This is a genomic window from Streptomyces sp. AJS327 (assembly GCF_013450295.1).
Lineage (GTDB): Bacteria > Actinomycetota > Actinomycetes > Streptomycetales > Streptomycetaceae > Streptomyces.
Map to the genome: position 1 here is coordinate 682,851 of NZ_SKBR01000003.1, position 13,459 is coordinate 696,309.

A 13,459-nucleotide genomic window follows, 5' to 3' on the forward strand; every position below is an offset into this window, starting at 1 on the left:
GGCGGTGACCAGGGGCGAAGCCCCCGGAACGCGGGGCGCCGACCGCTGCCGCAGGGCGGGGCGCGCGCCGGGGCGCGGGGGCGGCACCGCCCGGTGGAGGGGTGATGCTCCCCGCGTAGACTGCGGAACGTGGCCAAAGTGACACGGGACGACGTGGCGAAACTGGCGGGCACCTCCACCGCCGTCGTGAGCTATGTGATCAACGATGGGCCCCGCCCCGTGGCACCCGCCACCCGGGAGCGCGTGCTCGCGGCGATCAAGACGCTCGGGTACCGGCCCGACCGGGTGGCGCAGGCCATGGCCTCCCGGAGAACCGACCTCATAGGGCTGATCGTCCCCGACGCCCGGCAGCCGTTCTTCGCGGAGATGGCGCACGCGGTCGAGCAGGTGGCGGCGGCCCGGGGAAAGATGGTGCTGGTCGGCAACTCCGACTACCTCGACGAGCGCGAGGTGCACTACCTCCGGGCCTTCCTCGGGATGCGAGTCGCCGGGTTGATCCTGATCAGCCAGGGCCCCAGTGAGCGCGCGGCGGCGGAGATCGAGGCGTGGGACGCCAGGATCGTGCTGATGCACCGCCGCCCGGCCGCCATCGACGACGTCGCCGTGGTGCTGGACGACGTGGGCGGCGCCCAGCTCGCCACCCGGCACCTGCTGGAACACGGGCACGAGCGGGTGGCCTGTCTCGGCGGGGTCGAGGAGACCCCGAAGCTGGGTGACCCGGTCACCGACCACGTCGAGGGCTGGGCGCGCGCCATGCGGGAGGCCGGGAAGTCCGTGGAGGGCCAGCACTTCCAGGCCCCGTACAACCGTTACGACACCTACCTGCTCGCCCTGGAGCTGCTGCGCCGCCCCGACCGTCCCACCGCGGTCTTCTGCGCGACGGACGACCAGGCGATCGGCCTGATGCGGGCCGCGCGGGAGCTGGGCGTCGACGTCCCCGGCGAACTCGCGGTCGCCGCCTTCGACGACGTGAAGGAGGCGGGGCTGACCGATCCGCCGCTGACCACGGTCGGTTCGGACCGGGAGGCGATGGCGCAGGTCGCGGTGGATCTGGTGCTGGACGACGCGCTGCGCGTCACCGGGTCCCGCCGGGAGCGCGTCCGGCAGTTCCCGACCGCGCTGAGGATCCGCCGCTCCTGCGGCTGCGGCGGCTAGCCGCCCCGCGGGCCGTGGGGCCGCCTCGACCCAGCCCCTCCCCGCGACGTCCGCCCCGGGCTCCAGCTCCCGACTCCGGCTCCGGGCTTCGCGCGGGTGTGGGGGTGTGGGGGTGTGGGGGTGCGACGCCCGGGGCGTGGCGTCCACCTTCGTCAACTCCCGCCCGGTTCGGGCTGGTTCGGGTCGGATCGGGGTCCCTGGGGGCTGGTGACCGCTCTGGCGTGCCCCTTCCGCGCGTTCCGCTCTCCGGCTGCCCGCCGATGACGTACGGACGCGGGGTGGCGCTCGTAGTGTGAGGCGGGTGAGACGTACGAGTCGCGCGTGCGCGGAGCGTCGCGGGGAGTGCGGACGGGGCGAGAGGCCGGGGAACCGCCGTGAGAATTCTGATCGTTGACGACGAGCCGCCGGTGCGGGAGGCGTTGCGTCGCGGTCTGGCCTTCGAGGGGTACGCCACGGAGCTGGCCGCCGACGGGCTGGAGGCGCTGGAGAAGGCGCGGACGACCGCCCCCGACCTGATCCTGCTGGACGTGCTGATGCCCGGGATGGACGGGCTGACGGCCGCGCGGCGGCTGCGCACGGCCGGGGTGCGGACGCCGGTGCTGATGCTCACCGCGCGGGACACGGTCGCCGACCGGGTCACCGGGCTGGACGCGGGCGCCGACGACTACCTCGTCAAGCCCTTCGAGCTGGACGAACTGCTGGCCCGTGTCCGGGCGTTGCTCCGGCGCAGCTCCTACACCCGCCAACTGGCGGAGGCGGCCGGGGCGGAGGACGAACCGGAGGTGCTCGCCTTCGCGGACCTCCGGATGGACCTGGGCAGTCGCGAAGTCGCCCGGGGCGCCCGGTCGGTGGAGCTGACGAGGACCGAACACACCCTGCTGGAGGTGTTCCTGAGTCATCCCCGGCAGGTGCTCACCAGGGAGCAGATCCTCAAGGCCGTCTGGGGCTTCGAACTCGAACCGTCGTCCAACTCCCTGGACGTGTACGTGATGTACCTGCGGCGGAAGACGGAGGCGGGCGGTGAGCCGCGCCTGGTGCACACCGTCCGGGGTGTCGGCTACGTCCTGAGGGACGACCCGGCGTGATCCGGCGGCTGAACGCCATGCCGCTCCGCTCGCGGCTGGCGCTGCTCGCGGCGCTGACCGTGGCGCTGGCGGTCGCCGCCTCGGCGACGGTCTGCTGGTTCCTGGTGCGCGCGCAGCTTCTCTCCTCGCTGGACAACGCGCTGCTCAGCAGCAGCGACGTCGATCCACGGTTCGTGGTGGAGCAGGTCGGGACGGGGGAGTGCAGCACCTCGGAGGTCCGGGCCCCGAACCCGTTCGGCGCCTCGGTGCAGGTGGTGGACGCGCACGGGAAGAGCTGCGTGATCGTGGGCAGTGCGCTGTCCGTCGACGACGCCGACGTCTCCGTCGCGGAGGGGGAGTTGAGCGAGGCCGTGCACGACGCGCCGTCCCCGGACGGCGCGGACTACCGGGTGCTGACGGTTCCGGTGCGCGGCACCGAGCTGGCGGTGACGGTGGCCCGCCCGCTGTCCGAGGTGGACGAGCCGCTGAACCGGCTCGCGCTGGTGCTCGCGGTGGTCGGTGGCGCGGGCGTGCTGGGCGCGGCGGGCGCGGGGGTGGCGGTGGCCCGGGCCGGGTTGCGGCCGGTGGACCGGCTGGCGGAGGTGGCCGGACACATCGCGCGTACCGAGGACCTGGCGGTGCGCATCCCGGCGGAGGGCGACGACGAGATCGCCCGGCTCTCCCGCTCCTTCAACTCCATGACGGCCTCGCTGGCCGCCTCGCGGGAACTCCAGCAGCAGCTGATCGCGGACGCGGGGCACGAGTTGCGGACCCCGCTGACCTCGCTGCGTACCAACATCGACCTGCTGGTGCGCAGTGAGCGGACCGGACGCCCGCTGCCGGAGGCGGACCGGCGGGCGCTGCTGGAGTCGGTCACCGCGCAGATGACCGAACTCGGCGCGCTCATCCAGGACGTGCAGCTGCTGTCCCGGCCGGAGACGGCGCCGGGCGGCACGGCGCGGCACCGGGTGGTGGAGCTGGGCGGGATCGTCGGCCGTGCCGTGGAGCGGGTGCGGCTGCGCGCCGCTGGCGTCACGGTGTCCGTACGGGGGGAGTTGGGGAGCTGGTACATGCGGGCCGACGCGTCGGCGGTGGAGCGGGCGGTGCTGAACGTGCTGGACAACGCGGTGAAGTTCGGCGGCCCGGCCGCCACCGTCGAGGTCTCGCTGGACGGTGGGGAGTTGCGCGTCCGCGATGAGGGCCCCGGTATCGCGGAGGACGAACTCCCGTACGTGTACGAGCGGTTCTGGCGTTCCCCGGCGGCCCGCGCGCTGCCGGGTTCGGGGCTGGGGCTCGCCATCGTGGAGCGGGTGGTCCGGCAGACGGGCGGGGAGGTGGCGCTGCGCCCGGCGCCGGACGGGGCGGGCGGCACCGTGGCCGTCCTCCGCTTCCCCGGCTCGTCCGCCGCCCCGCCCCCGGACGGTGGGCCGTCCCGGGACGACGGACCGTCTCCGGCCCCGGATGACCGGCCGCCGCTGAGACGTGGTCAACTCACCGCGTACGACGCCCTGTTGCCCTCCGCGTTGTCCTCCGCGTTGCCCTCCGCGCCTCGGCGGCGCCGGGAAGACGGCGCCCCTGACGGGCCATCGCCGGCCGTGCCGTCAGGTCAGCGGGCCGACGCCTCGGGTGACGGGCCGTCGGGCGAGGGGGCGGACGGGCGCGGGCGAGAGGCAGGGGGAGAAGGCACTTGACTTAAACCTCGATTCAAGTTGAAAACTCGTACGTGTTGGACGGCGGAAGGGTTCGCCGCCCGACGCGGGTCGCCAACTGACCCACTCATCCGCACAGTTGAGGAGCAACCATGACCACCACCCAGTCCACCCCCGTCCCCGCCCAGGCCGAGGGCTCCGGCGAGGACCGCCCGCTGCGGCTGGCGATCATCGTCGGGAGCGTGCGCGAGGGCCGGATCGGTCCCGTCGTCTCCAACTGGTTCGTCGGGCGGGCCGAACAGGAGGGCACCTTCGAGCTGGACCTGATCGACCTCGCGGACCCGGAGAACAGCCTCCCGATGGCCTTCCCCACCGACCTGGCGGCCGACGGTGAACTGTCCCGCGTCTACGCCCAGTTGTCGGAACGGCTGACCGCCGCCGACGCCTTCGTCGTCATCACCCCGGAGTACAACCACAGCTTCCCGGCCTCGCTGAAGAACACGATCGACTGGTTCAAGGGCGAGTGGGAGGCCAAGCCCGTCGGGCTGATCTCCTACGGCGGTATGGCGGGCGGGCAGCGGGCCGCCGAACACCTGCGGCAGGTCTTCCCCGAACTGCACGCCGTCACCGTCCGGGACACCCTCAGCTTCCCCATGGTCTGGGACCGCTTCGACGAGAACGGGGTGCCGCACGACCAGGAGGGCACCGCGGCGGCCGCCAAGGGCCTGCTCAACCAGCTGGAGTGGTGGGGCGACGCGCTGCGCCGGGCCCGCCAGCGCACCCCCTACTCGCGGATGGGCTGACCCGCCACGCCCTCCCCGACGCCACCCCGGCCCCGCCACGCCCCCTCGGCGGGGCCCGGCTCCCGCCCGCCGCGCGGCCCGTCCGCACCGCCGGTGTCGTTCCGCCCCGCCACCCTCCGCCGTGTTCCGGTGTCCCGCGCCGGGCCGTATCGTCGGTGCCATGAGCGACGTGGTTGTTGTGGACGAGCCGTCGGACGGGGACGTACGAGAGGCCATGGAGCTGATCGACGCGGCCGCCCGGGTGGACGGGCAGGCCGCCGTGTCCGAGCAGGGCCGCCTCCAGCTGCGGGGCGGGCGGCGCACCGGCGTGCGGCACCTGCTGCTGCACCGGGACGGCGGTGAACTCGTCGGCTACGCGCAGCTGGAGGACACCGACCCGGTGGAGGCGCCGGTCGGGGAGCTGGCGGTCCACCCGGACCACCGGGGCAGGGGGTACGGGCGGCAGCTCGGCCAGGCGCTGCTCCAGGCGTCCGGCCAGCGGCTCCGGGTCTGGGCGCACGGCGGCCACCCGGCGGCCCGGCACCTCGCCCGGGTGCTCGGGCTGACGCTCTTTCGGGAACTGCGCCAACTGCGGCGCCCCCTCGCCGGATCGGACGCGGAGTCCAGCGGCACCGGGGTGGCCGGGCCGCTGCCGGAGGCGGTGCTGCCGGAGGGCGTCAGCGTCCGCGCCTTCCGCCCCGGCGAGGACGACACCGCCTGGCTCCGGCTGAACGCCACCGCCTTCGCGCACCACCCCGAGCAGGGCTCGCTGACCCAGCGCGACCTGGACGACCGGAAGGCCGAGCCCTGGTTCGACCCGGCCGGTTTCTTCCTCGCGGAGCGCGGCGGCGTGCTCGTCGGCTTCCACTGGACGAAGGTGCACGCCGCCGAGGGGCTCGGCGAGGTGTACGTCCTCGGCGTCGCCCCGGACGAGCAGGGCGGCGGGCTCGGCAAGGCGCTCACCGCGATCGGCCTGCGCCACCTGGAGCGGGACCGGGGACTGCCGACGGCGATGCTCTACGTCGACGCGGACAACCTCCCCGCCGTCGCCGTCTACGAGCGGCTGGGCTTCCGCACCCACGAGACGGACCTGATGTACCGCGCCGAGAGCTGAGCCCCCCCCACGGGGCCCGGCTCCCACCGGGCCCCGCCCCCGCCCGGCCGCCGCCCGCCCGGCCCCGGCCGTTGACGTACGGGCGGCCTGGCACACGCGCGTAGCGTCCGCCTTCCCGGGCCGCCATGTGCGCGTAACCGGTGATTCAGACGCGGTTGCGAGCATCACGGAATGCAGCCCGCAGCTCAGCCGCCCCTCGTCCCCGCGCCGGCGCCTCCGCCCGCGCGGAACAATGGGGGTATGAGCCAGCACGCCTCGCGATCCGGTCAGCCGTCCGTCGGACCGATAGCCGCCCACCGTCCGCGCACGCTCCGGGACGCGGACGCGGACGCCGACGGCGATCGGCGGAGGCGCGAACCGGAGATCGACTCCGACCCGGACCTCTACCGGGAGGGCGAGGGCCCGGACGGCGCCGCCGACGACCTCCCCGCCGGGCGGTTCCTGGACCGGGAGCGCAGCTGGCTCGCGTTCAACGAACGCGTGCTGGAGCTGGCCGAGGACCCCACCGTGCCGCTCCTGGAGCGCGCCAGCTTCCTGGCCATCTTCGCCGGTAACCTCGACGAGTTCTTCATGGTGCGGGTGGCCGGGCTCAAGCGGCGGATCGCCACCGGCGTCGCCACCCGCAGCGCCTCCGGGCTCCCCCCGCGCGAGGTGCTGGACGAGATCTGGGGCCGTTCCCGGGAGTTGATGGCCCGGCACGCCGCCCACTACCAGCGGGAGATCGCGCCCGCGCTGGCCGCCGAGGGGCTGCACCTGATCCGCTGGCACGAGCTGACCGAGGAGGAGCGGGAGCGGCTCTTCACCCTCTTCCGGCAACGCGTCTACCCCGTGCTGACCCCGCTGGCCGTCGATCCGGCGCACCCCTTCCCGTACATCTCCGGCCTCTCGCTCAACCTCGCGGTGGTCGTCCGCAACCCGGCGAGCGGGAACCGGCACTTCGCGCGGGTGAAGGTGCCGCCGCTGCTCAGCCGCTTCCTGGAGGCGTCGCCCGGGCGCTACGTCCCGCTGGAGGACGTGATCGCGGCGCAGCTGGAGGAGCTGTTCCCCGGCATGGAGGTGCTGGCGCACCACATGTTCCGCGTCACCCGGAACGAGGACCTGGAGGTGGAGGAGGACGACGCGGAGAACCTGCTCCAGGCCCTGGAGAAGGAGCTGCTGCGGCGCCGCTTCGGCCCCCCGGTACGGCTGGAGGTCGAGGAGTCGATCGACCCGTACGTCCTCGACCTGCTCATCAGGGAGTTGAAGATCTCGGAGGCCGAGGTCTTCCCACTCCCGGGGCCACTGGACCTGACCGGGCTCGGCGAGATCGTCGCGGAGCTGGACCGGCCGGACCTGACGTTCCCGAAGTTCGTCGGCGGCACCCACCGCGACCTCGCGGAGGTCGAGTCCGCCTCGGCCCCGGACGTCCTCGCCGCGCTGCGCGAGCGGGACGTGCTGCTGCACCACCCGTACGACTCGTTCTCCACCTCGGTGCAGGCGTTCCTGGAACAGGCCGCCGCCGACCCGGACGTGCTGGCCATCAAGCAGACGCTGTACCGCACCTCGGGCGACTCCCCGATCGTGGACGCGCTGATCGACGCGGCCGAGTCCGGCAAGCAGGTGCTGGTCCTGGTGGAGATCAAGGCCAGGTTCGACGAGCAGGCCAACATCACCTGGGCGCGGAAGCTGGAGGAGTCCGGCTGCCACGTCGTCTACGGCCTCGTCGGGCTGAAGACGCACGGCAAGCTGTCGCTGGTGGTCCGGCAGGAGGGCGAGACGCTGCGCCGCTACGCGCACGTCGGCACGGGCAACTACAACCCCAAGACCGCCCGCCGCTACGAGGACCTCGGCCTGCTCACCGCCGACCCGGAGGTGGGCGCCGACCTCTCGGACCTGTTCAACCGGCTCTCCGGGTACTCCCGGCGGGAGACCTACCGGCGGCTGCTGGTCGCCCCGCGCTCCCTGCGGGACGGGCTGATCGCGCGGATCCAGCGGGAGGTGGCCCATCACGAGGCGGGCGCCGACGCCTCCGTCCGCATCAAGGTCAACTCGATGGTCGACGAGGCGGTGATCGACGAGCTGTACCGGGCCGCGCGGGCCGGGGTGCCGGTCGACGTCTGGGTGCGCGGGATCTGCGCGCTGCGGCCCGGCGTGCCCGGGCTCAGCGAGGGCGTCCGGGTGCGCAGCGTGCTCGGCCGCTTCCTGGAGCACTCCCGGGTGTTCGCGTTCGGGAACGGCGGAGAGCCGGAGGTGTGGCTGGGGAGCGCCGACATGATGCACCGGAACCTGGACCGCCGGATCGAGACGCTCGTCCGGGTCGCCGACCCGGGGCACCGCGCCTACCTCGACCGGCTGCTGGAGATGGGCATGTCCGACGAGACCGCGTCCTGGTGGCTCGGGCCGGACGGCGAGTGGACGCGGCACGCGCACGACCCGGACGGACAGCCGCTGCCGAACATCCAGGAGAAGCTGATCGAGAGCCGGAGGCGACGACGTGGCCCCGCGGTGTGAGCCGCCGCCCGCCGCCCGCCCCGGCCGCGCACGGACGGGGGAGACCAGCGTGCCGCGACCGGGGGCGGAGCCGGTGGGACCGACCGTCGCGGAGGCGCTCGGCGGCTACCTGCACGGCCAGGCCGCGGAGTTGCTCCGCGGCCTGCGGCGGCACGGCGAGACCGTCGGCGACCCCGAGGCCAGCGACCGGACCGCGCACGCCGTCCGGCGGATCGCGGCGGCGGCCCGGCGGCTCGACGCCACCCTGCACACCTACCGCACCCTGCTCGACCCCGACTGGGCCGACCGCTCCCGCGCCGAACTCCGCTGGCTCTCCGCCACCCTCCGCCGCGAGTACGAGGAGGCCGAACGGCTGGAGCGGCTGCTCGCGGCGCTCCACCGCCTCGCCAGCGGAACCGCGGACACCCCCGGCGCCGAGCCGCCACCCGGGCAGACCTCCGAGCCGCCCCCCGACCCGGTCGCGCGAGCCGGGGGCGCGGGCGGCGGCGCCCGCCCGGACGACGGGCTCCCGGCCGGAGTGGCGCGCGCCGGAGCGCTGCTCGACCGCCAACTGTCGCTCGCGCGCGGCCGGGCGCACTCCGCGGCGCTCCGGGCGCTCCGCTCCTCCCGGTTCCACGCCGCCGTCGACACCGTCGCGCTGCTCGCCTCGGAGGCGCCCCTCGCCCCCGGCACGGCCGACGCGGACGCCGCCGTCGCGCTCGGCCCCCCGGCCGACGCCGCCCGGACCCGGCTCACCGAGGCCGTCGCCGCGCTGCCGCTCGCCCGAGCCGAGGCCCCGTACAACGCGGAGGCGCTGGCCCGTTCGCTGACGGCCGGGCCCCAGCAGGACGCCGCCTGGCACCGGGTACGGGCCGCGCTGCGCCGCCACCGGTACGCGCGGGAGCTGCCCCGGGAGGCCGGCGCCCCGCCCGCCGGGCCCCGGCTGACCTCCGCGAGCGCGGCGCTGGAGCGGCACCGGGTCGCGGCGGAGGCGGCCGCCGCCGCGTCGGCCGCGGCGCGTACGCCCCGGATCGCCCCGGCCACCGCCTACGCCCTCGGGGTGCTCCACGCCGACCAGCGGCACGAGGTGGAGGCGGCCCGGTTCGCCTTCGGGCGCCTCTGGAGCGAGGAACACGGCCGCCTCTGGAGTGACGACTGGAGTGACGACCACGGCGAGGAACCGGCGGCCCCCGCGAGCGCCCCCACCCGGAGCGGCGCCCTCCCGCCCCCGCGCGAGCACCCCACCGGCCGAACCGGCAGCGACTGAACCGGCACCGGCCGAACCGGGACTCCCGGAAGCGGAAGCGGCCCGGAAGCGGAAGTGGCCCGGCCCGAAGGCGCAGGCGGCCGACGGCGGGGGACGGCCGCCGGGGCTACCGGCCCGGGGCCGGACGGGGGGCCAGCGCCTCCCAGGCGACGGTGACCTCGCCCTGCCGCCGACGCCGCTCCCCGTCGAGCACCGGCCAGTCGGCGGACAGCGCGGCGACCGCCCGCGCCCAGCGCTGGCGCGCGCCGAGCGCCGCGTACGGGGAGGCCGCCGCCCAGGCGCGGTCGAAGTCGCGGAGGAAGGCGTGCACCGGCTGACCGGGCACGTTGCGGTGTATCAGCGCCTTCGGCAGCCGCTCGGCCAGGTCGGACGGGCGCTCCAGCGAGGCGAGGCGGGCGGCGAAGGTCACGGTGCGCGGCCCCTCGGGGCCGAGCGCGACCCACACATGACGGCGGCCTATCTCGTCGCAGGTGCCCTCGACCAGCAGCCCGCCCGGCGCGAGCCGCCCGCACAGCCGCCGCCAGACCGCGGCGACCTCCGCCTCGTCGTACTGCCGCAGCACGTTCGCGGCCCGTATCAGCAGCGGCCGGTCCCCCGGCGCCGCGCGCGGACCGGCCGCGGGGACGGCGGGCAGCGGCAGCTCGAAGCCGCCACGGACGAAGGCGAGGCCGGGACGCTCGTACCCGCGCGCCGCCGCGACCCGGTCCGGATCTATCTCGACTCCGTAGACGAGGGCGGCGGGCCGCACCACCCGCAGCCGCTCCAGCAGTTCGACGGCGGTCCAGGGCGCCGCGCCGTACCCCAGGTCGACGGCGACCGGTGCCGCCGCCCGGCGGAGCGCCGGGGCCAGCGCGTCCACGATCCAGCGGTCCATCCGGCGCAGCCGGTTCGGGTTGGTCGTGCCGCGGGTGACGGTGCCCACGGGACGGGTCGGGGTACGGGCGGCCATGCCCCAGAGGGTACGGCTGATGGTCACTACACCGAAGTGTCACGATTGGGCAAAGAGCCCCCACAAGCGGAAGAGACCGGGCTCACGACGCGTTCCTCCCCGATGGGCTCCGCGGGGTTCCCGGTCCGTGTCCGTACGGAGGAGGCACCGTGAGCCAGTACGTACCGCTGCTCGCCCAGCGCCTGGGCCGTGGCCGGCGGCCACGCCGGATAGCGATGCTCAGCGTCCACACCTCGCCACTGCACCAGCCGGGAACGGGCGACGCGGGCGGAATGAACGTCTACATCGTCGAACTGGCCCGGCAGCTGGCCGCCCTCGGCATCGAGGTGGAGATCTTCACCCGTGCCACCCGGGGCGCCCGCGAACCCTCCGTCGAGCTGACGCCAGGGGTGCTGGTCCGGCACGTCGACGCGGGCCCGTACGAGGGGCTGTCCAAGGAGGAACTGCCCGCCCAGCTCTGCGCGTTCACCCACGGCGTGATGCGCGCGTGGGCCAGGCACCGGCCCGGCTACTACGACCTGGTCCACTCGCACTACTGGCTCTCCGGCCACGTCGGCTGGCTCGCCGCCCAGCGCTGGGGCGTCCCCCTCGTCCACGCGATGCACACCATGGCCAAGGTGAAGAACGCCGCGCTCGCCGCGGGCGACACCCCGGAACCGGCCGCGCGGGTCATCGGGGAGACGCAGATCGTCGACGCCGCCGACCGGCTCATCGCGAACACCGCGGAGGAGGCGGACGAGCTGGTCCGCCACTACGCCGCGGACCCCGCCCGGACGGCGGTCGTCCACCCCGGCGTCAACCTGGACCGCTTCCGGCCCGCCGACGGCCGCGCCGCCGCCCGGGACCGGCTCGGCCTGCCCCGCGAGGCGCTGGTCCCGCTGTTCGCGGGCCGCATCCAGCCGCTGAAGGCGCCCGACGTGCTGCTCCGCGCGGTGGCCCAACTCGTCGACGAGCAGCCCGGCCTGCGCGGACGGCTCGTCGTGCCGGTGGTCGGCGGCCCCAGCGGCACCGGCCTCAGCAGGCCCGAGGGGCTCCAGAAACTCGCCGCCCGGCTGGGCATCGCCGACCTGGTGTGGTTCCGGCCGCCGGTCGGCCAGGAGCGGCTGGCGGACTGGTACCGGGCTGCCTCCGTGCTGGTCATGCCCTCCCACAACGAGTCCTTCGGGCTGGTCGCCGTGGAGGCGCAGGCCTGCGGGACGCCGGTGGTGGCCGCCGCCGTCGGCGGACTCCCGGTGGCCGTCCGCGACGGGGTCAGCGGCTTCCTCGCCGCCGGACACGACCCGGCGGAGTACGCCAGGGCGCTGCGCCGCTTCGTCGACGACCCCGGGCTGCCCGAGCGCATGGGCGCGGCGGCGGCCCGGCACGCGCGCGGCTTCGGCTGGAACACCGCCGCCGCCGCGACCGCCGAGGTGTACACCGAGGTGCTCGCCGAGCGACGCGGTCGCCTACGATCGGCCCATGGCTGACGCAGCAGCGATCATCGAAGCCTTCCTGGCCGACGCCGAGCTGGAGTGGGAGAGCCCCGCGCCCGGCACGTACGCGGTCACCCTGCCCGGCAGCCGCAAGCTCTCCACCACCTGCTCGCTGGTGCTGGGCAGGCACTCGCTCTCCGTGAACGCCTTCGTCGTCCGCTGCCCGGACGAGAACGAGGCCGCCGTGCACCGCTGGCTGCTGGAGCACAACACCCGCCTCTACGGCGTCAGTTACGCCATCGACCGGCTCGGGGACGTCTACCTCGTGGGGCGGCTGCCGCGTTCCGCCGTCACGGCCGAGGAGATCGACCGGCTGCTCGGTTCGGTGCTGGAGACCGCCGACGGCTCCTTCAACACCCTGCTGGAGCTGGGGTTCGCCAGCGCCATCCGCCGCGAGTACGCCTGGCGCACCTCCCGGGGCGAGTCGACGCGCAACCTCGCCGCCTTCACCCACCTGACCGGCGAGGGCTCCCCACCCGCCAAGCCCCCCGCCGAACCCTCCTAGCCCAGTGCCCCGTCCAGGTCGGACGGAGCGCTGGCGGGGCACGAGCGAGGAGGGGACGGGGAGCGGGCGGGCGCCGGGGCGTCGCACCGTACCCAGTAGGCTCGGGAGCATGGCCGACGCACCGTACAAGCTGATCCTCCTCCGTCACGGCGAGAGCGAGTGGAACGCGAAGAACCTGTTCACCGGCTGGGTGGACGTCGATCTCACGGAGAAGGGGGAGGCGGAGGCGGTCCGTGGCGGCGAGCTGCTCCAGGACGCCGGTCTGCTCCCGGACGTGCTGCACACCTCCGTGCAGAAGCGCGCCATCCGCACCGCCAACCTCGCGCTGGACGCGGCCGGTCGGCACTGGATCCCGGTCCACCGCTCCTGGCGGCTGAACGAACGGCACTACGGCGCGCTCCAGGGCAAGGACAAGGCGGAGATCCGCGCCGAGTACGGCGAGGAGCAGTTCATGCTCTGGCGCCGCTCCTACGACACCCCGCCGCCCGAGCTGGCCGACGGCGCCGAGTTCTCGCAGAGCGACGACCCCCGGTACGCGGGCATCCCGAGCGAGCTGCGCCCGCGCACCGAGTGCCTCCAGGACGTGGTCGTGCGGATGCTGCCGTACTGGTACGACAGCGTCATCCCGGACCTCCTCGACGGCCACACGGTCCTGATCGCCGCGCACGGCAACTCACTGCGGGCGCTGGTGAAGCACCTGGACGGCGTCTCCGACGCGGACATCACCGGGCTCAACATCCCCACCGGCATCCCGCTCTCGTACCGGCTCGACGCCGACTTCCAGCCGCTCAACCCGGGCGGCACCTACCTCGACCCGGAGGCGGCCGAGGCGGCGATCCAGGCGGTCGCCAACCAGGGCAAGAAGTAGGCCCGGCCGGGCGGCGTCCCGAGGGCGCCGCCCGCCTCGCCTTCCTCACCTTTCTCGGCTGCCTCACCTTCCCCGGCCCTCCCGGCGCACCGCCCGCCCCGCGTCACCCCCCCCCGCCACTCCCGGCCCCGCCCCGTGCGGGGCCGCGCCGGTGTGCGGGGTGCC

General features: G+C 74.9%; 11 protein-coding genes. 10 read left to right on the forward strand and 1 reads right to left on the reverse strand.

Annotated elements, in window-relative coordinates:
- The first annotated feature begins 129 nt into the window (after positions 1-129).
- The 7 genes from E0L36_RS20085 (at position 130) to E0L36_RS20115 (ending at position 9,500) form a co-directional block, all read left to right on the forward strand.
- Positions 130-1,155 (forward strand): LacI family DNA-binding transcriptional regulator, encoded by a 1,026-nt coding sequence (locus E0L36_RS20085; RefSeq protein WP_180930513.1) that lies wholly within the window; start codon positions 130-132, stop codon positions 1,153-1,155.
- A 374-nt stretch (positions 1,156-1,529) separates the two neighbouring features.
- Positions 1,530-2,240 carry a response regulator transcription factor gene (locus tag E0L36_RS20090; protein ID WP_180930514.1) on the forward strand — a complete coding sequence of 237 codons (711 nt, stop codon included), beginning with the start codon at positions 1,530-1,532 and terminating at the stop codon, positions 2,238-2,240.
- Entirely contained in the window at positions 2,237-3,910 is a 1,674-nt protein-coding gene (locus E0L36_RS20095; RefSeq protein ID WP_374705561.1) for an ATP-binding protein, read from the forward strand. The genes E0L36_RS20090 and E0L36_RS20095 overlap by 4 nt, the downstream gene beginning before the upstream one ends.
- Before the next feature lie 110 nt (positions 3,911-4,020).
- Positions 4,021-4,671 carry an NADPH-dependent FMN reductase gene (locus E0L36_RS20100; protein WP_180930515.1) on the forward strand — a complete coding sequence of 217 codons (651 nt, stop codon included), beginning with the start codon at positions 4,021-4,023 and terminating at the stop codon, positions 4,669-4,671.
- 160 nt (positions 4,672-4,831) lie between these two features.
- A complete protein-coding gene (gene mshD / locus E0L36_RS20105; protein ID WP_180930516.1) occupies positions 4,832-5,764 on the forward strand; it encodes a mycothiol synthase in 933 nt (310 codons plus the stop codon).
- Positions 5,765-5,935: 171 nt separating this feature from the next.
- Positions 5,936-8,254 carry an RNA degradosome polyphosphate kinase gene (locus tag E0L36_RS20110; protein WP_374705562.1) on the forward strand — a complete coding sequence of 773 codons (2,319 nt, stop codon included), beginning with the start codon at positions 5,936-5,938 and terminating at the stop codon, positions 8,252-8,254.
- A gap of 49 nt (positions 8,255-8,303) precedes the next feature.
- Positions 8,304-9,500, forward strand: coding sequence for a CHAD domain-containing protein (locus E0L36_RS20115; protein WP_180930518.1), 1,197 nt, complete (start codon positions 8,304-8,306; stop codon positions 9,498-9,500).
- A gap of 106 nt (positions 9,501-9,606) precedes the next feature.
- Here the strand turns inward: E0L36_RS20115 and E0L36_RS20120 are convergent, their stop codons facing one another.
- Entirely contained in the window at positions 9,607-10,449 is an 843-nt protein-coding gene (locus E0L36_RS20120; protein WP_180930829.1) for a class I SAM-dependent methyltransferase, read from the reverse strand.
- Positions 10,450-10,598: 149 nt separating this feature from the next.
- Between E0L36_RS20120 and mshA the strand changes: the two genes are divergently transcribed.
- The 3 genes from mshA to E0L36_RS20135 all read left to right on the forward strand — a co-directional run bounded on the left by mshA (position 10,599) and on the right by E0L36_RS20135 (position 13,294).
- Positions 10,599-11,915, forward strand: coding sequence for a D-inositol-3-phosphate glycosyltransferase (mshA, locus tag E0L36_RS20125; protein ID WP_308416844.1), 1,317 nt, complete (start codon positions 10,599-10,601; stop codon positions 11,913-11,915).
- A complete protein-coding gene (locus E0L36_RS20130; RefSeq protein ID WP_180930519.1) occupies positions 11,908-12,426 on the forward strand; it encodes a YbjN domain-containing protein in 519 nt (172 codons plus the stop codon). Before mshA ends, E0L36_RS20130 begins: the two co-directional genes overlap by 8 nt.
- A gap of 109 nt (positions 12,427-12,535) precedes the next feature.
- The gene (locus E0L36_RS20135; RefSeq protein ID WP_180930520.1) at positions 12,536-13,294 is read left to right on the forward strand and encodes a phosphoglyceromutase; all 759 of its coding nucleotides are present in this window, start codon (positions 12,536-12,538) and stop codon (positions 13,292-13,294) included.
- Positions 13,295-13,459: the final 165 nt, after the last annotated feature.